We start from the raw sequence: 20317 nt of genomic DNA, 5'->3' as shown, positions 1-20317 counted from the left end.
ATAATTTATGCACACCTTTGTACGTAAAGCTAAGGCGGTGGGCGGCTTGTTGAGGCTGGCTGTTGATAAATGCGCCAAGGGTCGACTATTAACGCTATTTCGCGTATCTTATGCGGCCTAAAACCGATTAAATCTGGGGCTGCTACGGCGGCCCGACAAGGCTTCATTGACAATTATGAATCTGAATTATCTAGAATTTGAACAGCCCATCGCCGTTCTCGAAGGCAAAATCGAAGAGCTGCAGCTTGTCGGCAATGATAACGACCTGAACATTACCGATGAAATCTCCAAGCTGAAGGAAAAAAGCACTAAGCTGACCGAAAGCATCTACAGCAATCTGACCCCGTGGCAGATTGTGCAGGTGGCTCGTCACCCTCAGCGCCCCTATACCACCGACTATATTAAGCGGATCTTTACCGATTGGGACGAGTTGCACGGCGACCGTCACTTCGGTGACGATCAGGCCATTGTCGGCGGCGTTGCCCGTTTAGATGGTAAGCCGGTTATGGTTATCGGCGAAGAGAAGGGCCGCAGCGTCAGCGAAAAGGTTGCCCGCAACTTTGGTATGCCTAAACCTGAAGGCTATCGCAAAGCGCTGCGCCTGATGGAAATGGCCGAGCGTTTTAAACTGCCAGTGCTAACTCTGATCGACACCCCCGGGGCCTATCCCGGCATCGACAGTGAGGAGCGCGGCATCAGTGAGGCCATCGCCCAAAATCTGGCGGTCATGTCACGTTTAAAAACGCCGATTATCTGTACCGTTATTGGTGAAGGCTCCTCCGGTGGTGCTTTGGCTATTGGCGTGGGCGACCACCTCAACATGCTGCAATACTCCACCTATTTTGTCATCTCGCCCGAAGGCTGCGCCAATATCATCTGGAAAACCGTCGACAAGGCGCCGCTGGCTGCCGAGGCAATGGGGGTTACCTCCAGTGTTCTGGAAGAGCTGGGTATTGTCGATGAAACCATTCCTGAGCCACTGGGCGGTGCGCATCGCGATATTGATGTCATGGCCGATAACCTGCGTATGCGTTTGTCCGATCAGCTTGATCGTTTATCTGGGGTTCCGATTGAGGAGTTGCTTGAGAAGCGCTATGAGCGGTTGATGAGTTACGGGAATCCGTAACGGTTAGTGTTGTTTGTGAAAAAGCCCCTTTTTGAAGGGGCTTTTTTTTGCGTCAGACTTCGGACGTCGGACGTCAGACCTTCAGTTCTCGTCAGACATCAGACTGTATTTTAACCTTTTGCCCTCGGTCGCCGGGCGGGCGAGGTACTTCTTTGGTGAGCAAAGAAGTACCCAAGAAACTCACCCCGCACATCTCAGCCCTCGGCAACTGCTCCTGCGTTGCTCTAATACACTACGTCCATGTAGCTATTCGGGTTCCCGAATTCAAGCCAATTTTGTGGGTTAATTGCACGTCCATGTGCAATTAACCCACAAAATTAACTCGAATTCGGCTGGATGAGATGGGGGAGGGGACTTCGTAGCGGGTTTTGTTTTTGCATCTGACATCAGGCGTCAGACATCAGCCGTCAGGCTTTCATTTTTCATCAGACGCTCAACCCCAATTGTTGGCTTCGCACGCTTATCCACAAGCAGACGCACGCTTTGCGGTTTTCAATATATAAAAAAACCTTTATAGTCAGTGTCTTAACCAAATCGGAAGGTTAGATAACAAGACCCCGTGTGCGAGATAATGCGCACGCACGCTTTGCTCTCCCTTCCTGGAACTAATAAGTAAGTTAAATCGCTTAAAAATCAAAAGCTTGTGTCGTATTTCTGCCCTTTTCTCAAGGAGTGATAACGCGCATGCGCGATATACAAATGTTATGTTTCATAGAGGACACAGTTTGTGCTGGAAATAATCCAACAAAATCCTGTTCTTAGCTTCCTTGTAGGATTAATTCCTTTGGTCGCGGGTATATGGAAGGTCATGGATGTGCTTTTTGTTAAACCACGGGATTTTCGGATATCGGTTCTCGAGAACAACGTGGAAGAGATTCGAAAGGAACTACAGAAAAATGAATCGGAAAGGGTGAGTGTCAACCCGGCCTCCACTCTGACCCTCCCCCGGGATAGGGCAATGTCGGGAGGAACCTCAGAGGATAAAGCCGATAAGTTTGAGAAGATAGTCGAGGCAACTTCTTTACTGAATGATATGGATCTATTTTATGAGTCATGGAAAGATAAGGAGTTAACAGAGTTACAACGGGACCAATTTGAGAAGAACTATATTGGGCAGAAGGTGGTTTGGACGGCTACGTTTTCCTCCGTAAGTGAGGAGAGAGATAGATACTTATGGGTAAGCTTAGCGTCCAAAAATAAGGAACGTTTTGGAGTCCACGTCATTGCAGTGTTCGAGGAAAACTATAAAGAAGTTTTGCTTGCAATTAATAAGGGCGATCTTGTTCAGGTTTCTGGGGTGGTTGATTCGTTCTCTCTTTCACCATTGATTAGAATGTGCAACATTTCGAGGAAAACATAACCATCGGTTGAACCGCGACCGGTTTCCGCCGCTTCGCAGCTCCAAACCGGCGCGTGAGCCGGGAGTTATGTTTACATTAGTCTATGTATATAGCGAAATCCCCAAGTGGTGAAAGGATAACAGCTTCAATGATTAATGGGGTCAGATGAAACTTATGGCGCATTATGAATGCTTTCTATAGTTAATGTGGAGTGGCGGGGGGTAACTTGCTGTTAATTGAGTCATATTATTTTATCTGATCTATTTCCGAAGCGAATATGCTCAAATGATGAGCATCCATAAAATGAGAATAGCCAATAAATTGCCGCTTTAAGAAAATTGTACTTCTGCAGGTTCGTTAGGCTAGAAAGAGGACAAAAGTGGAAATAAGTCTTTACTCTATATTTCTTGTTACTACGGTCATGCTAATTTTGGTTCCCGGTCCGGCTGCTATCACGGTCGCAGCACAGGGGGCTTCGTATAGTTCTCGGCAAGCATGTTGGGGTGTGCTTGGGGTGGCAAGTGCTGATGTCCTGTTTTTCGCTTTATCGGCCACAGGTATCGCCTCTCTACTGCTCGCTTCTAACTTTATGTTTTCAGTAATTAAGTGGTTCGGTGTGGTCTATTTGCTCTATCTTGGCATCTCGGCCCTATTTAGCCAATCGGGAGTCATTAAGCTTTCGGTGGAAAGAAAAGAAAGCAGTCGAAAAAAAATCTTTTCACAAGGGTTGGTGGTCCAGTTAGCGAACCCGAAAGCACTTATGTATTTCACGGCGCTGCTCCCACAATTCATTGATCCGTCAAAGCCTGTACTGTTTCAAATACTACTTATGGGCGCGTCTTGTTTATTGGCCGATATTATTGTGTATAGCGTGTTCGGTCGGTTGGGTGATCGAATAGCAAAACAAAAACTGAAATCATGGGTTATAACATTTATAAATAAAGCAACAGGTGTCACGCTGATATCAACCGGCATCCGAATGGCTTCATTGGAATACGGAAAATAACCTAACAAATAAACTCCGCTGAAACAGAATGCTCGCAGTGATCTTGTGGTTTTGCGGTGAGCTACGCGTTATGTGCTATCCCGACGGGAGAAATTATGACTCTGGATAATGACATAGAAGAAGATGTTTTAGAGTATTTGCATCTTGAGTATGGCGAATGTCCCGAAGATGATGATGCATTGAAGTTGTCTGATCTCAATTATGAAGGCATATTTTTACTTGAAGGTGTGCCAACGCACTACTGGTCATACCCAACTAGTGAACCTTGCTGGGCAATAGTGCAACCCTACGAAGATGCATACTGCTTTGGTATGGCAACTACTCCACCTGAAGGACTCGAGCGTGTATAGCAAGCGACTGTGATAAAAAATAACTCTCTACAGCAACGAATTCTGATAAGTGAGGGGCAGGCCTACATTTCACAGCTCAACCAAGTGGCCGTTTTAAGTACGTGTTGTCTACGTTGTCAGCGCACATAAATATTGAAGTATTCATTACATGAAAAAATTCCGATAAAACATAAATGTAGGGTCAGGTGAAACTTATGGCGTATTATGAATGCTTTCTATGGCTAATACGGTGTGGCGGGGGTTAACTTGTTGTTGATTGAGTCAGGAAATGTAGGGTCAGAAGAGACTTATGGCGCATTATGAAGTCTTTGTATGGATGATATGAGGCAGCTGGGGTTAAATTGATGATAATTATGTCATAAGTTTCATCTGATCCCATTTTCAAGATTTTCCTCTATCTATAGATGGGATGAGCATCCACAATTTTAAATGAGAGGGTGACAGTTAGAGAAAGTGAAAGGTGTAATTTCTACGTGTCTATTTTTCTTGCACTCAGGTTTAGCTTTATAAATAGTTGTCCGGCCAAAAGCCATTTAAAAACCATCTAATTCTAGGTGGCCGTCTAGTAAGCCAATAAAGGAGTATAGCAATGACTACAACAGCTGTTCATGGAGTCGACATAGAAGGTACGTTCAGTGCATTTATTGCGACAAATGTATCTGATGTAAGGGAGTCAACCGCAACTAAATCAGAACTAATATTAGCCTCAGTGGAGGGGGAGTCAATCTCATCCTCCGGGACTAAGTATGTAACTGTAACGAGTGGTACGCCTTCACTTACACTGGGGATTGGCAATTGGCAGGAGGGTAGTGTGGATGGGGCTTGGATTCGGCTATACCGCCCCGACGGTACAGTCGTTGAGGTATCGACAGACCTTAATAACCCAAACCAACTTGTTTGGCCTGCCAAATCTAGCGGCACATCTCAGCTTCAGTCAGCCGTTATCATCAATCCGGAGCCGGGAGATTGGCGAATTGATTACACTGTGTCGGACACGTCTCCGGCACTTCAGGTCATGGCTGGGGCAACACCGTTAACCGGCGGAATGAATACCATGGCTGCAGATACCGGGGCGGCTTTAGAGAGTGTATTCCAGCCAAGTCATAAGCGATCAATATCGTCGTGGGAGTGTGCAGGCTGCAAAATCGCAACTTATGGTTTGGCTGTAGCCATTACGGCAGTTATTGCGGGGACAGATGCGGCGTTTTTATCGGCCGATTGTGCACTGGTCGTTGCCACTGCCGGGCTTGCGGGGGTTACAGCTCCTGCGGCGCTCGCATTTATTGTTGGCCTAGACACTGCTGGCGTTATGGTGGTTGATTACGTGTTGAGTCAACTCTGCATATGGGTAGGAGCGTGCGACTCCTAACCCCTTAGTACTCGTCGTTCGGTGCTAATCGTTACAAGCGCCGCTTGATTGGTCAATAGGGTCAGAGTCGTTAATTTTGTATCGCCACGCCGTGTATGGCGTGGCGTTACTTACTCGTAAATCCATGTATAGCTGTATACATTATCGAATAAATGTAAATGTGGATTCAGATAAAAATTATGGCGCATTATGAAGTCTTTATATGGTTAATATGGAGCGGCTGAGGTTAACATTGTTGTTAGGCTTGGTTGTTGGGAGTGAAAAATCCTTGAGGCAGTGTTGAAAAATAATAGTCGAAAAGGAATTGAAGGATGGGTAGAAGTGACCAGTTGAATGAAGCTCGGCGTGTAATGGAGGAAGCATCGGCGGTTCAGGTTCTTAATATTATTTGGGGCTTGAAGTTGGGCTTGAATATAGTCTACAAATGATTCACGGAATCGCAGTGGTAGTATGCGTTGCTCTTAAGGGTAAACCGTTTCGGTGCTGGTTATGGCTCTTCCTTGAGCGTTATTTTCCATCAATCAATAGTGTGGATTTATGTGGTGTGGAGTTGGGGCGAGTTAAGCTTCTGCGTTTACTGACAAGTTACCAAAAATGTCCATCCCCAAAAATATGTTGACTTAGAATGTGTATTGCAAGTTTACACTGGCATAATCTACGTCCATATCCAGTGCGTTTGACTGCAGTACGTTAACTTCATCTTGCTCTATCTCAAAGTTAAAGCGCTCATACTCCACCCGAAGGTCTAAATGCTCTGCTAATTGAAACTTGGCGCCCAGCCCCCAGAATGTTTCATCGCCATCAAAGTCGGTGTTGGCATCTACCAGGTCTGTATTAAGGCTAACTTCACCGTCCCACCACAGTTGGCCGCCTTTGGCGTAAACAGAAAATCTTTGGGTGATCGGAGCTTCTAGCAATAGCGCTAGGGTGGCGCCAGATGGGTCGAAATTAAGGGCTTCGTTGCTGGATTCATCGAAATCAATATAACCACCTTCAAGGCCTATATATTCATTAAATTTCACCAGCGCAAATGCCTTTTTTGCTGTTTCGTCTTCGTCAAAGTCCTCATCTTTTAATGTGGTGACACCATAACCACCACCTACGGAAAACTCAGGCTCGAAGCGCCAGCCATTGTCAGCATGAGATTGCGCGAGAACAGCGGTTGAGGATGCAAATATAATACAGGCGGAAACGACAGATTTAATCATCGATACTACTCCTAAGAATATTACAAAATCGTTTAAGGGTGCGGTGTTTATCGCAACCTATGTGCCAATATAATTTTTACCGCTTAGAGTTAGACTGGTTTCACAGTTATGCGTATAAATTGCGATAAATGGTGATTTTCTGTATGAAATGCGTACAGAGTAAAAAGCTGTGCTGTCTGTTTTAGAAAAAAGGTTGAAGATTCTGGTAAAAGTTACACAAAGGCGTTTAATTTTTTTCAAGTTTTATGAATTATTTAATGACACTTGCAAGCGGTTTAGTACGAGCAAAAGTTGAGGCCACAATGGGCAAGTTTACGGCCTTTCTTTTAACGTTTTGGGCCTGCCTGAGATCTCTGGTGTCACTTGTGAAGATTGTTTAAGGGAGTTGTCTTGCTTGATTATTATCCGTTGACTTACCCAAGCCATGGTTTCGACACGGTCACGAATGCATCGTTCTTTATTGACGAACTTTTGGCCACATCAGTGTGTCACCCTAACCGTGCTGAGCATAAGTCCTAGAGGGAACTCTGGGCTAACGCTGCCCGCGTTTAGCCTGTACTATTAACCTTAATAGCTAAAGTTAGTTGCAGCAGAGTAGGGTGGGATGATTAAGATAGATGGCAGCGCGATTAAAGGGCTGGAAGTGTTTATGGCAGTGATCGAGGCCAATGGCGTGTCCAATGCTCAATCATTACTTAACAAGGACGCTTCGGCGATCAGTCGCAGCCTGAGTGCTTTGGAGGCTCGCTTGGGGCTGACATTGTGTGAGCGCGGTCGACAAGGGTTTCGCCTAACGCCAGAAGGCCAGCAGGTAGCCGATGAGGCATTAAAGCTTTTTGCAGCGTTTCGCTCCTTTGAGAATCGCACTGAAAGTTTGGGCGGGCGTGGGTCGGGCCGACTTGCGATTGGGGTGATTGACAATATCATAGGAGAGTCACGGTTTTGTCTGGATCGCGCGATTACCGAGCTGAGCCAGTATTTTGATGATCGTTTTCACATTGATTTATATGTAAAGAATCCCTATGAGCTTGAAAAATACCTGCTGGATAAGCGCGTCGATATTGCGCTTGGGATATTTGAGCGCTATCACGATGGTCTTGAGTACCGCGCACTCTATGAGGAGTTAGATTATCTCTACGCCGCTCCTGGGAGTCCTGCCGCCACATTGCAAGCCGAGGGTGCTTCATCTCAGCAGTTGCAAGAGGCGCTAAAACACCAGAATTTTGCAGCGCGTAACTTTCTCAATGAGTCGGATATTGGCAGTCTCGGGTATGACTTACTGGGGGATATCAGCTATACCGCCAACCTTGAAGCCATTGCATTTTTAGTCCTATCTGGACGCTATGTTGGATTTATGCCGGCTCAGTACGCTGCGCCTTTTGTTAGCGAAGGGCGCCTCACGCCGATATTGCCCAATCAAATTAAGCGAGTTTCGACCATGGCGCTGGCTTATCGCCGTGGAGAAGACAAGGACCGGCCCATTATTGCTACAGCACTGACGGTGTTAAACGCGGCGACACATGCAAAAATGAACAAGTAAACAGGTCCAATTTGTCATTTTATGACTCAGTGTTCGGCGCTACAGTGGCTTTAACGATTATTACCTCAAGGGTCATACACTATGTTAACAATTTTCCGAAAGTCGCTAGCTTGTGCCGCACTGGGCGTGGTGGCCGCAGCACCTACTGTCTATGCCGAGCAAGAATATAAGATAGCCTGGACTATTTACGCTGGCACCATGCCATTGGGGTATGCACAAGACCACGGTATTTTGGAGAAGTGGGGTGATAAATACGGCTTCGATTTACAGGCTGTTCAGCTCAATGATTATATTGAAGCACAAACTCAATTTGCCGCAGGTACTTTTGACGGTTCGGTCGCTATTACACTTGACGCACTGACCATACCCGCTGCCTCTGGAGTGGATACCACGGTGGTAGTGCCGATGAGCACCTCGGTGGGCAGCGATGGCATTGTGATGCGGGGCAAAAATGCAACCTTGGCGGATATTAAGGGAGCGAAGGTAAATTTGGTTGAGCTGTCGGGTTCGCATTATATGCTGGCCCGTGCCCTCGATCGTGTAGGCATGAGTGAACGAGATATTACTATTGTGAATACATCAGATGCCGATATCGGCTCTATTTTTACCGATAGTACGACAGAGGTTGTCGCTACATGGAAACCTCAACTCAGTCAGATACTGCAACAATTTAGCGATACAGCGTTGGTCTTTGATTCATCCGATATTCGCGGAGAAATTGTCGATGGGTTAATTGTTCATACCGAAACACTTGAGCGCGAACCCAATTTAGGTAGAGCCATAGCTGGAGCGTGGTACGAGACCACGGCTATGCTTTCTCCCAGTCACCCTGAGCACGATGAGTTTATTGCTTACATGGCAGAGCAGTTGAACACATCATCCGATGACTTGAGGTCACAGCTTAGCACCATTGAGTTTTTTAATGCCGAGCAGGGACTGAAATATGTCACCTCAGATGCACTGGGTCAAACAATGAATAGCATTACCGAGTTTGCGTTTCAGCATGGTTTGCTTGGTGAAAGTGCGCCCGATGCCAGTTTTATCGGTATTGAAACCGGCAGTGGTGCGATTCTCGGCAATGATACCAACGTTAAGTTGCGTTTTAATGCCGAGTGGTTAACCGAGATCGCACAATGAATGAGTTTAACGCTCTGGAACAGTCGACCCCTTACCCATGGCCTTTAACGGGCCATTGGAACTCCAGCAATACGGCGGTAGTGGTCATTGATATGCAGCGCGACTTTTTAGCCGACGAGGGATACTTTGCCAGTTTGGGTGAGAATATCGATCATTTGCGTCAGGCTATTGAGCCGGCGCAGAGAGTACTGCAAGCTGCTCGACAAGAACCGTTTTTAATTATCCACACGCGTGAAAGTCACCGTCCCGAGTTGCTCGATCTACAAGACAATAAACGTCGCAAAGCCTTGCGTCAAAACTCGCCGGTAGGGAGTGAAGGCCCTCTCGGGCGTCTGCTGGTGCGTGGCGAAGACGGCTGTGATTTTTATCCAGGTTTTGCTCCGCATGCGGGAGAGATTGTAGTCGATAAACCGGGTAATAGTGCCTTTTACGCAACTGACTTTGAGCATATTCTTCGCCTTAAGGGTATTCGCAACTTGATTTTATTAGGGGTGACCACCGATGTCTGTGTTTCATCCACCATGCGCGATGCGAATGACCGCGGCTATGACTGTCTGTTGCTAAGTGATTGCTGTGGTGCGGCCAATGAGACATTGCATCAACACACGCTTAATAGCCTAAGCCATGAGGGCGGTATTTTTGGGGCCTATGGTCCGAGCGAAATATTGATTAATGCGATGCAGAGCGCAACGTGATCGACCGGTGGTGCTCGCGACACGTCTGCCAATTTTAAATGTAGTGCCGTCTGAACGCCGCGAGAGAATGCCACCGAAGCGCTTTAACCCGCTCTTATGATAATGGCTGTTCGGATCATTAGCGCACGGCCGATAAGCTAAGAGGCTCGACCACTGTATAGCGTGATCGGTCGAGTACTGGGCTGTGTTACTCCCAAGCTGATATTTGATGCGACGACAAGGATGTTCAGCCTTGGCTCGAACCCGAGCTTTTCCCTGCTCCAGCGGCACATCCGGATCTGTGAGTGGGGCGTCTCAGTAATGGGGCGCTCTACCACGACTACACAACCTCGACGGTAAAACCTATGACTCTTTATAATGGCATAGACGTGGAGGCCTAAGAGTGTTTTTCATCTTGAGGATGGCGAGACGCCCGAAGTTACTTACGCACTGAAGTCGTCTTCTTTGTTAGCGTAAATAAAAATTGTAAAGTTAATGGTATGAAAAAAACCGATAAAAAGCTCGACAATCAACTCTGTCGCGAGTTGACGAAGGTTTGTGAGTTGGCGAAGGATTGCTATGCGGGGTTTGAATGGTTGACTCACTGGGTAAATTATCAAGACTTTCCTGCGTCTTTGGTTGTGCTGTGTGTGTATGACACCGATGCACAGCTGGCAAGTGCTGATCGAACAGGCGTAAGGCGTTTGGTGGCAACTGGTTTGCACTCGATGGGGGTTGAGCTTGCCGATTTGAGTCGCCAGGTGCGTTTTGACAGTGAGGAGAGTTGCGCGCGCGAGGATAACGGCCGCTGGCAAAAGCGTTTGGGTTAGCGGGTTAGTTTGTTGCCTTGTTGGCCTGAGTTTGAGTCTCGCCCGCGCTACGTTTAGGGCGCTTAGCCTGCACTTTGCGAGTAATTTACTTATTATGGGTTTGGTGTTTTACTGACTATAGGCCCATAAGAGCAATATTACCTATGTCATATCATCTATCCTCACCCCGTATTATTCGTTTTGTCTTGGCGGCCGCTCTGGCTGACCTGTTGTTGGTCGCTTATATTTCGTTAGCGCCTACTGCCAAGGCGGTGGAGTCGGCGCTTTGGCAGAATTTTGTTGCGGCGAAAGCTTCAGGTTCTGAGCCTATTTTGCCGGATTTCTCTTATGCCGGTTACGACTACTCCGAAAGTGATATTCCCGACACCACTAGCTGGGCTGTTTTTAATGTCACCGATTACGGTGCGGTCGCTAATGATGGTAACTACGATGATGTAGCGATTCAGGCGGCGATAGATGCGGCCGAGGCGGCCGGCGGTGGGGTTGTGTTTTTCCCGGCAGGGCGCTTTATGGTAAGCCCCAATGAAACTGTTGGCGAAAATATTTTTATCAATGGCAGTAATATTGTGCTGCAGGGCAGTGGCTCTGGCACTGGCGGCACGGAAATATTCGCCGATAAGATGAAGGTAAATAACGGCCGCTATATGTTTGAGGTCTCGCCTTTAAGTGTGAGCGAATCAACGCTAACCACGGTAACGGCTGACGCTGCGCGCGAGTCCTATGTTATTGAGGTGGCCGACGGTTCGGCGCTGTCGGTTGGGCAGCGTATTATTTTAAGAACTAACAGTGTGGCCTTTGCGCAAAGCTATTACGAAGATTTAGGCATAGACTCCGACTGGACGCGCCTGCTGGATGTGTCGCGCGGCTTTAATTTAAGGGAGCTGCATACCGTTGCTGGCATTGATGGCAATACCGTTACGCTGCGCGAGCCGCTGCATATCACATTGGATACCGATGGTACGACTATCGCAGTGCGCAGTTATTCAGTGATTGAGAATGTGGGTATTGAGGATATCCACTTTAAGGGCAATTGGGATTCCTACCCAGAAGAATTTGTTCACCATAAAGATGATATTCATGACTACGCCTGGAACGCCATTCGGTTTGATAATGTGGTCAACGGCTGGATTCGAAATGTCGAGTTAAAGGATTGGAATCAGGGCATTTATATTGACGGTTCGGCAGCGCTCACCATCGACAATATTACTTTTTTAGGCAAGCGCGGTCATACCTCGATTCATACCCGCCGGTCTTACGGTGTGCTGGTTAAAGATAGTCAAGACCTCGCCTGGTTTCACCATGGCCCTGGCTTAGGTTACTGGGGTTGCGGCACTGTCTACCTGCGCTACACGATGTTCCCCGGTCAGCGGATGGACAGTCATTCCGGTAGCCCCTATGCCAACCTGTTCGACAATGTGGTGAACGGACACTTTGATGGCAATGGTGGCCCCCATGAAAGTTATCCGCACCACGGCAAACATTTTGTGGCGTGGAATAATATTATTGAGGGCGGCCCTGGTCACTATCACTTTTGGCCATCAAGTCGCAATGGCCACACCTTTGCTCTGCCTTATTTTTCGGGACTGCGCGGCGAGTCGGTGACAATGGAAGAGGGCACTTATGGGGCCAATGAGTTGCCCGGTGAAGAAGTGGAGCCGAGTTCGTTGTTTGAGGCGCAGTTGGCGCTGCGTTTAAGTGCCGCGTCTAGCTCTTCCAGTAGTGTAAGCAGTGCCAGTAGCTCAAGCAGTATCGGCAGTTCCAGTACCGCCGGTGGTTCAACGTCCGGTCAGGGCAGTGGTGGGCAGGGTGGCGGTGCGGTGCACTGGCTGGTTTTAATGTTATTGGCTGGCGTTTCGTTGTTTAAACGCTTTAAACCCAATCGCTGATGCTGGTTAACAATGGCTAATCTGTGGGGCGTAACTATCGAATTTTAGAGCGCCATGTTGATTGCAGGGGTGTCGATTAGAGTCGCTCGGTGCGGTTGTGGAATCACGACGGCTGTGGCCTTACGGTAATTGTGCTGTGTGTAAGTTAAGGTGGCCGGCGGTTTTACACCGCGCCGGACAGCACTTTGTCGTACTTGCGGCTGAGGATATCGTAAAAGCTCTCTCGGGCTTGCAGTACACCTTGACGCAGGGCGGTGGCTTGCTCGGGGGTAATGTCTTTGCGCCCGGCATAGACTTGGCGGCGGTAGGCGACAATTTGCCCCGCGTAAATTTTCAGGCTTTTCTCCAGGGTCTTTTCACCCAGCATCAGCAGTTTGGCTTCGGCGGCCGCCATTTTTTGGAAGGTGGCCACTAGGTCTTCGTTGACCTTCTCCAATTCAATTTTGCGCCCGGCGGGCCAGTGCTTACCGTATTCGACGGATTCTGCCGCCAGTGAGGCGTACTTGCTGAATATATGTGTCACTTCACCCACAAAGCCTGAGATTTCTTCAAACGCGTCCAGGCGTTTTTGCTCGCGCAGCGAGCGCGGGCCCAATACATTGTTGTGCCTTTGCCACCACCAGGCGCTGGCAAAGGCAATGCCTGCCCCGGCGGCGATTTTAAAGGTGCTGTCAATAATGGCGAAGGTGATGCTGGTGTCCATGGTGTTCCTCACACAGTGCTGCGCTGCTGTCGATAATGCTCATGACGGGGCTCTGTTTCAGGTGCGTCATAAAACCGTCGTTAGACCAATTAATATCCCTATTCAGCAAAAAGCGAGCCATTATTTGGCGGACTGCGGTTTAGCCTCCGGCCAGCTTGACGGTGTAACCGGCTTTTTCTAGTTCGGTTTTGAGAGTGTTGCGGTGGTCACCTTGTATCTCAACATTGCCGTCTTTAATGGCGCCACCGGTGCCACAGGCTTGTTTGAGTTTTTTGGCGAGGGTTTTAAGCTCGCTGCCCGCCAGCGGCAAGCCTTTTACGATACTTACGACCTTGCCGCCGCGGCCTTTGCTTTCTTTCCAGATGCGTATTATCCCGTCGGTTGGGGTGCTGGGCTGACTGGGTTCATCAGTTTCTTTGATGCGGCCTTGGTCGGTGGAGTACACCAGTCGTGAATTTTTGCTCACTGCTACCTCCTGAGTAATTGGTCGTTTGGTGGGGGATTATAACCTGTATAATGCGCCCACTTAAGCGACGACGATATTGGGGGGGTAGATGCGGTTAATCATCTGTTTAACGCTGGTATGGCTGATTTCAGCCTGTAGCGAGCAGGGCGAGGCGTCGGCTCCTGAACTAGCGGCCGATCCGGTCGCGATGGGAGCCAAAAAAGCGCGTGCTTGCATGGGGTGTCACGGCCCCAAGGGTGTTTCCCGTATAGCGTCATACCCATCACTTGCCGGTCTCGATGCCGATTATATAGCGGCGCAGCTACAGGCGTTTCAATCCGGTGAAAGGCAAAACCCAATGATGAGTTCTATGGCGATCAATCTCAGTGAGCAGGACATCCATAACCTGGCGGCTTATTTTGCCGCTCAAACTCCGGCAAAGGTGCAGCCATAATGGAAATCCACGGGCAGTACAAACCTGAGCTAGAACCCTTGGCCAAGGCGTTTGCCGCTAACTTTAGTGAGTTTAGCGAAGAAGGGGCGGCAGTTGCCGTGATAAAAAATGGTGAGGTGCTTGCCAGTTTGTGGGCGGGCACCCGAGACCGAGCGGGCGAGCAACCCTGGCTGGAAGATACCTGCGTGAATGTGTTTTCCGCCGGAAAACCTTTATGCGCTGTGGTAATCATGCAGTTGGTCGAAGAAGGCAAGCTGGATTTGGACCGCCCGATAGGCAATTACTGGCCAGAGTTTGCCAGCCGCGGTAAAGAGTCAATAACCACCCGGCAAGTGCTTAATCACACTAGCGGTTTAAGTGCGTTTCACCCGCGAGTGAAAGAACCGGTTATTTTCGATGCAGCGGCTATTGTTAGCTTATTGCAGTACGAAACGCCGTGGTGGTCGCCCGGGCAAGAGCAGGGATACTCGCCTTTTCTCTATGGTTGGATTCTGGCCGAAGTCGCGCGGCGTGTCAGTGGTGTTAAAGATTACCCCACATTGTTCGCTAAAAGGCTGACCAAACCACTGGGTATGAAGGCTTATTTGGGCGTGCCTGAGTCAGAGCAGGGGGTGCTTGCTGATGTTGCGCCGTTAAAAAAACCACTGGGCACACAGGGTAGTGCCAGCAAGGGGGCCAATAGCGCGGCCCTGGGGCAGCTGATGAAATCGGACCCGCGCGGGGTAACCAACCGCGCCTTTACCAACCCTATGACGCTAATGAACAGCACCAATAGCCAGGTGTGGCGTGAAGCCTGTATTCCAGCGGCCAACTTGCACACCAATGCGCTGTCGTTAGCGCGCTTTTACGCCGCTCTGGTGGCCGATGATAGTCCCTACGGTAAGGCGGCTAGCCTGCAGGAGTTTAGGGCCGAGTCCACCGCCGGCGTTGATAATGTTCTGGGTGTGCATCTGCGTTTTGGCCTCGGCTTTATGTTGTCGCAGGATGTCGACGACTGCCGTTACGGTGGCCCGGAAGGCTTTGGACACCCGGGTGCCGGGGGCAGTGTGGGCTACGCTGACCCTGAAACCGGAATTGGCTTTACCTATGTAACAGCCCGCCTGGGGCAGAGTTTATTGATTGACGCCAGAGCTCAGCGCCTGGTGCGCACATTATCGGAGTGCCTATGAGTCAGGAAATCGAAGATATTCAAAGCCGTATGGCTTTTCAGGAAGACACCCTCAGCGAGTTGAACGACGTGGTTGCCCGGCAAGACCGGCAATTACAGGCGTTAATGGCAGCGCTAAAGTCACTGGCGCAAAAGTACGATGACCTGATGTTTGAGCGCGAGCAATCACAGGGCGCCGTTGATGAAAAACCGCCGCATTATTAATGACTGTTTGTGACGGGATGCCGCAAGTTGATGGATAAGTGATTGAGAGTACTTGTAGGGCTTTAATATTGGCCATACAGTGACTACACTTATTTAATAAAGGCCAAAGGGTTAGTCCCACGGATGAATCAGGGAATAGACAATAGGCGCGGTGTGGCGCTCAGATCAAATCAAGCTGCTGATCAACTTAGCTTGACTGGCGTCAATTGGTTTTGGCGCTTTGATCGAGAAACTACCCGGTTGTATCTAACTGATGCCGAGCAGTTGCATTCCATACTGTTTGATCCGCTCCCTGACTTGCTCAGTGAGGAGGATTACTCAGCCTTCTGCGGTACTTTAGCGCATTTTGATCGTGCCAGCCCCAGCGATTGTTTCTGTACTATTTCCTTGCGTCAAGACCTCCTGCATGAAGACACCCAGCCCCAATCCTTACTGTTTGTATTTACTCCTGCCGGTGATATCAATGCTCGTATTGCCGAGGGAGTGGCCATTCCTATAGGGCGGCACGCGGGTAATTTAGGGTTGAGCCAATATACCCTTTCGGTGATGGAGTTGGCTTGTGATGGGCTCGCATTGTTTGATGCAAATGGAACCCTCAGTTGGCTAAACACTGCCAGCCGCAAACTGCTTGGCATGAACTTGCGTCAACAAGCTCGAGCGATTAATCGTTATAACCTCCTGCAAGATACCCACCTTACTGAGCAAATCGCACTAACCGATGTTCTTGAGCGTGTCAGCTCGGACAAAGTTGGCGGCGCGTTTGTGGTTCGCTACCCAACTCGGCAAGGCGGCGGGCCGCTGAATTTTGGCCAATTCCGGGTCCGTTTTATTCCGCTTGTGAGCGAAGAGTCGGGGGGCGCCTTTTTAATGCATTTACACTTGGCAGGTCAGCACGACTCGCTCGCTAATATTGACAATTTGGTGCTTAGTGACCAGACGGCTCTTACCATTAAAAATCAAAAAGGTTTTTATCTATCTGAATTCTACCCGCTTTATTATGCTTGTGAGACTGATAGTGGTGTCAGTGAGGTCGTGAGGCAGACCGATTTAGATTGTTTTTCGGCTCACTCGGCAATGGCGTTGCGCCGGCTGGGCAAAGAGTCTTTGGCGGGGCAAACTGCTTTGGCCGATATAATGACACTCGCGTTACCACCGCAGTCAATGGAGCAGAGATACACGGTATTAGATCTGCCGCTGCAGATTCAAGGTCAAAAATCCGGGTTGTATGCTCAGTTACTTAGCCCTCATTCCGATCAAGTACTGTCTACGCCCAAAGGACATGATGTGCAGCGGCTACTCAATGCCGTGCGCGCTGCTATTTGTTATCTTGATTGTTGGGGGGTGATAAAAGAAGTTAACCAAGCGGCGCGCCAAGTGTTTGGCGCACAGGCATTTAACGATAAGCACTTTGTGGAATACGCCCAGGGTTGGGACGATTCGTCCGAGCGACAGCGTGAAATTATGCATGTGGCCAGAACGGGCATCGCCCAGACCGACTCTTTGGAGAGCGTTACTCAGCACGGGCGCACCCGATGGTACAGTGTTGATAAAGTGCCCACGCGAGATGATCGCGGTGTTATTAGTGGTGTGCTGTTAACCATGAGCGAGGTAACCGAGCAAATAGAGCAGGCACAAAATTTACGGGATATTGAAGCCCGTTATAAAGCCTATCGAGCCAACAGCACCGACGCTATCTGGTGCTACGATATGGAGCCTCCGATACCTTTGCATTGGTCGGTAGATGAGCAAGCCAAGGCCATTGCTAATCACGCTCGTTTGTCGCAGTGCAATGACTTGCTGATTAAAATGATGGGGTTGGATAATAAACAGCAAGTCTTAGGTACAGATTTGTCGCAAATTGGATCACAGAATTACTTTTTTGATATCCATACGTTTATCCGTAATCACTATCAGCTGGGTGATCATGAGATCACTCAAAAAAATAAACAAGGTGACGCGACTTATCGACAAATTTCCTGTGTTGGAGTTGTTGATGGTGGCCACTTGATGCGAGTGTGGGGCACCACTAAAGATATTACAGCGCGTAAACTTTACGAAGAAAAGCTGGCTTATCAAGCCAATCACGATTCCTTGACCAAGCTGCCTAACCGAGCCAGTTTATATAAAGATCTAGAGCAGTGGTTGGCCGCTCGAAAACCTGATCAGCAAGGGGCACTGTTGCTGATTGATTTGGATCGCTTTAAAGAAATTAACGATACTCTTGGTCATCAAGTGGGTGATCAATTATTGCAGCAAGTGGGGCCTCGATTAAAAGCCGAGTTGGCAGAAGTGCCGGGAACCATTGCCCGCCTCGGAGGCGATGAGTTTGCCATCTTTTTGCAAAGAATTCGTAATTCACAACAAGCGATCATTATTGCTCACCGCACTCTGGATGCACTGCGGAATGAGTTTAATTTAGAGGGGTTCTCCACCGAAATTAGCGCCAGTATAGGCGTGGCCTTGGCGCCCAGTCAGGCCGAAGATGTTAGTACCTTAATGCGCAAAGCCGATGTGGCTATGTACCGGGCCAAAAAAGACATGTGCGGGCTGTCGCTTTATAACGCCGAGTATGATCCGCACTCGCCCAAGCGTTTGGCGATGATGAGTGATTTAGGGCGTGCGATTCGGGAAAATCAACTGACTCTGTATTATCAGCCTAAAGTCAGTTTGCACAATCGACAATGTTACGGTGTGGAGGCCTTAATTCGGTGGTTTCATCCCACTATGGGGCTTGTGTCGCCGGCAGAATTTATTCCTATTGTAGAATTAACCAGTTTGATTCACCCTCTAACCAATTGGGTGTTGGATGAAGCGATTAAGCAGGCCCGCCAATGGCACGATCAGGGTTGCCACTTAACCATGGCGGTTAATTTGTCGGCACGAAATCTGTTGGATGATAATTTGCCCTCCATGCTACGCCGACTGTTGGAACATTACCGGTTACCTGGTAGCGCACTGGATTTAGAAATCACCGAAAGTGCGATAATGACTGACCCCAATCGAGCCCTGCGTAATTTGGATGAGTTGCACGCTTTAGGGGTAGGGCTCTCGGTCGATGATTTTGGTACGGGTTATTCTTCGCTGGCGTATTTAAAGCGTTTGCCAATTCAAACCTTAAAAATCGATAACTCGTTTGTACGTCAGATGCAAGAATCAGAGCGCGACGGCATAATCGTTAAATCCACCATACAGCTTGCCCATAACTTGGAAATTAAAGTGGTGGCAGAAGGTGTTGAAGATCAAGAGCTGCTCGACCGACTGGTGGCCATGGGTTGCGATAATGCTCAGGGGTATTTTATTGGCCGCCCTATGAATCTCGATGGAATAAAGCACTGGATTGCTGAGTCTGATTGGTGTCATTGTTTGCGCAGCGATTCCTAGTGTCCTTAAAATTATTCCCCTCAATTTTTAGAGCGCTAATTCTCGGCGATTCGCTCTAGCCTCGGTCGATATCGGCCCGCAATTTTTCCACATAGCGTAAGCGTTCTTGCAAAAGAGCCGTTTGGTAACTGCTTTCACTGAGTTTAAGAGCGTTGCGCAATTGTAAAATGGCTTTGTCGTACACCCCAATCAAAATAAAATACTCGGCGCGTGCTTCGTGAACACCGGGTACATCGCCTGCTAAACCATTGACTTCGGCGAGTAGATACCAAAGGTACGGATCGTCTTTTATTTGTCGCACCAGCTGCGTTAAAAAGTGAGCGCCGGTTTGATAGCGTCCAGATTGCATTAATACTTCGGCATAGCGAACATTAAAAGGATAATAGTTGGGCAATGTCCGCAAGCCTGAACGCAACTTTTCGATAGCTTGGTCGTATTGTTCAGCGGCAATATCAATGTCGATGTCCATAACCCGATAAGTTAATCGTTCAGGCTCTTTTTGCAGTAAAGGTGCTAATGCCTTATGCGCTTTTTGCGGTTGGCTGGCCAAGTTGTAAGCGAGGGCGAGACCGTATTGGCTGGCATCAACTGACATTGAATTGCCATTGAGTTCACCTTGGAAAACATCAATAGCTCGCTGTGGTGTTTCAGCTTGAAGCGCGCGAACACGTGAGCGCATTAAATGAAACTCCAAATTGTTTGGGGCTAATTTTTTGGGGTAGCGCATGGCGCGGGCGCGGGCATCGGCAATACGGCTTTCCGTAACTGGGTGGGTCAACAAAAATTCCGGCGGGCGCCGTGAGTAACGCGCTGCGCGCAGCATCTGCTCGAACATGTCGGAAGCGGCGTAGGGGTCGTAGCCGGCGTCAATCAATGTTTGAATGCCTAGACGATCAGCCTCTTGCTCGTTTTGTCGGCTAAATTTTAATTGTGCGTTGGCCGCGGCAGCTTGCGTGGCGCTCATGGCCGCTAACCCTCCATCGGCACTGCCACTGGCCGCAATCACCAAGCTTGCCAGCAGCGCGGTGTAGAAGGGAAGGGCCATATTCTGTTGCTGCTCTAACCGGCGCGCATAATGTCTTTGACTTAGGTGGGCCAGCTCGTGAGCCAGAACCGATGCCAATTGACCCTCATTTTGGGTGTGAGTCATCAGGCCGGTGTTAACGCCTATGATATTGCCCGGAGCGGCGAAAGCGTTGAGGGAGGCACTTTGGGTAATGACTAAATCGAAATTGCGATTGATTAGCGGGCTGTGTTGGGCCAGCTTGCTTAGCAATGCGTCCAGATAATGGTGTAGTAGAGGATCATTGGAGGTGGGCACTTGGCTGCGATAACTGCGTAGAAACATCTGGCCCAGACGTCGCTCCTCCTGTAAAGAGACTATGCCTGATGTCGTATCGCCCAAATCCGGTAAGTTAAACTCATCGGCTTGCAGGTTGGGTGTTGCTATGACGGATAAAATAGCGCCAAAAAAAACTGCTCTCACGTTACAGAAT

At 48.8% G+C, this 20317-nt stretch carries 18 protein-coding genes; 14 read left to right on the top strand and 4 right to left on the bottom strand.

Features of this window, described 5'->3' with window-relative positions; genetic code table 11:
* The first annotated feature begins 175 nt into the window (after positions 1–175).
* The 5 genes from Q4563_RS02460 to Q4563_RS02440 all read left to right on the top strand — a co-directional run bounded on the left by Q4563_RS02460 (position 176) and on the right by Q4563_RS02440 (position 5191).
* Positions 176–1126, top strand: a complete 951-nt coding sequence (locus tag Q4563_RS02460) for an acetyl-CoA carboxylase carboxyltransferase subunit alpha (RefSeq protein WP_303603478.1) — start codon at positions 176–178, stop codon at positions 1124–1126.
* 727 nt (positions 1127–1853) lie between these two features.
* The gene (locus Q4563_RS02455; protein WP_303603477.1) at positions 1854–2486 is read left to right on the top strand and encodes a hypothetical protein; all 633 of its coding nucleotides are present in this window, start codon (positions 1854–1856) and stop codon (positions 2484–2486) included.
* Between the two features lie 359 nt (positions 2487–2845).
* Positions 2846–3472, top strand: coding sequence for a LysE family translocator (locus Q4563_RS02450; protein WP_303603476.1), 627 nt, complete (start codon positions 2846–2848; stop codon positions 3470–3472).
* 95 nt (positions 3473–3567) lie between these two features.
* A complete protein-coding gene (locus tag Q4563_RS02445) occupies positions 3568–3822 on the top strand; it encodes a hypothetical protein (protein WP_303603475.1) in 255 nt (84 codons plus the stop codon).
* Between the two features lie 589 nt (positions 3823–4411).
* Positions 4412–5191 (top strand): hypothetical protein, encoded by a 780-nt coding sequence (locus tag Q4563_RS02440; protein ID WP_303603474.1) that lies wholly within the window; start codon positions 4412–4414, stop codon positions 5189–5191.
* Between the two features lie 620 nt (positions 5192–5811).
* Here Q4563_RS02440 and Q4563_RS02435 read toward each other — a convergent pair.
* Positions 5812–6399, bottom strand: coding sequence for a porin family protein (locus Q4563_RS02435; RefSeq protein ID WP_303603473.1), 588 nt, complete (start codon positions 6397–6399; stop codon positions 5812–5814).
* A 604-nt stretch (positions 6400–7003) separates the two neighbouring features.
* Between Q4563_RS02435 and Q4563_RS02430 the strand changes: the two genes are divergently transcribed.
* From Q4563_RS02430 to Q4563_RS02410, 5 genes are all read left to right on the top strand, one after another.
* Positions 7004–7939: a LysR family transcriptional regulator gene (locus Q4563_RS02430; RefSeq protein WP_303603472.1), complete on the top strand. Its 936-nt coding sequence runs from the start codon at positions 7004–7006 to the stop codon at positions 7937–7939.
* A gap of 81 nt (positions 7940–8020) precedes the next feature.
* Positions 8021–9076, top strand: a complete 1056-nt coding sequence (locus tag Q4563_RS02425; protein WP_303603471.1) for a putative urea ABC transporter substrate-binding protein — start codon at positions 8021–8023, stop codon at positions 9074–9076.
* Positions 9073–9771 carry a cysteine hydrolase family protein gene (locus tag Q4563_RS02420; RefSeq protein ID WP_215977659.1) on the top strand — a complete coding sequence of 233 codons (699 nt, stop codon included), beginning with the start codon at positions 9073–9075 and terminating at the stop codon, positions 9769–9771. The genes Q4563_RS02425 and Q4563_RS02420 overlap by 4 nt, the downstream gene beginning before the upstream one ends.
* A gap of 479 nt (positions 9772–10250) precedes the next feature.
* A complete protein-coding gene (locus Q4563_RS02415) occupies positions 10251–10580 on the top strand; it encodes a hypothetical protein (RefSeq protein ID WP_215977658.1) in 330 nt (109 codons plus the stop codon).
* A 143-nt stretch (positions 10581–10723) separates the two neighbouring features.
* Positions 10724–12466 carry a DUF4955 domain-containing protein gene (locus Q4563_RS02410; protein ID WP_303603470.1) on the top strand — a complete coding sequence of 581 codons (1743 nt, stop codon included), beginning with the start codon at positions 10724–10726 and terminating at the stop codon, positions 12464–12466.
* A gap of 163 nt (positions 12467–12629) precedes the next feature.
* Here Q4563_RS02410 and Q4563_RS02405 read toward each other — a convergent pair whose 3' ends face one another.
* Positions 12630–13169, bottom strand: a complete 540-nt coding sequence (locus tag Q4563_RS02405) for an energy transducer TonB (RefSeq protein ID WP_303603469.1) — start codon at positions 13167–13169, stop codon at positions 12630–12632.
* Positions 13170–13308: 139 nt separating this feature from the next.
* Positions 13309–13635: a stress response translation initiation inhibitor YciH gene (gene yciH, locus Q4563_RS02400; protein WP_215977655.1), complete on the bottom strand. Its 327-nt coding sequence runs from the start codon at positions 13633–13635 to the stop codon at positions 13309–13311.
* An 88-nt stretch (positions 13636–13723) separates the two neighbouring features.
* On the opposite strand from yciH, the gene Q4563_RS02395 reads away from it, so the two are divergent.
* From Q4563_RS02395 to Q4563_RS02380, 4 genes are all read left to right on the top strand, one after another.
* Positions 13724–14068, top strand: a complete 345-nt coding sequence (locus tag Q4563_RS02395; RefSeq protein WP_215977654.1) for a c-type cytochrome — start codon at positions 13724–13726, stop codon at positions 14066–14068.
* Entirely contained in the window at positions 14068–15237 is a 1170-nt protein-coding gene (locus Q4563_RS02390; protein WP_303603468.1) for a serine hydrolase domain-containing protein, read from the top strand. The genes Q4563_RS02395 and Q4563_RS02390 overlap by 1 nt, the downstream gene beginning before the upstream one ends.
* Positions 15234–15440 (top strand): SlyX family protein, encoded by a 207-nt coding sequence (locus Q4563_RS02385; RefSeq protein WP_303603467.1) that lies wholly within the window; start codon positions 15234–15236, stop codon positions 15438–15440. The genes Q4563_RS02390 and Q4563_RS02385 overlap by 4 nt, the downstream gene beginning before the upstream one ends.
* A 123-nt stretch (positions 15441–15563) precedes the next feature.
* Entirely contained in the window at positions 15564–18821 is a 3258-nt protein-coding gene (locus Q4563_RS02380; protein WP_303603466.1) for a putative bifunctional diguanylate cyclase/phosphodiesterase, read from the top strand.
* A 55-nt stretch (positions 18822–18876) separates the two neighbouring features.
* On the opposite strand, the gene Q4563_RS02375 is transcribed toward Q4563_RS02380, so the two are convergent.
* A complete protein-coding gene (locus Q4563_RS02375) occupies positions 18877–20307 on the bottom strand; it encodes a M48 family metalloprotease (protein ID WP_215977651.1) in 1431 nt (476 codons plus the stop codon).
* Between the last annotated feature and the right edge of the window lie 10 nt (positions 20308–20317).

It is taken from the genome of Gilvimarinus sp. 1_MG-2023, from assembly GCF_030548285.1.
This window is presented reverse-complemented; position numbering and strand designations above follow the sequence as displayed.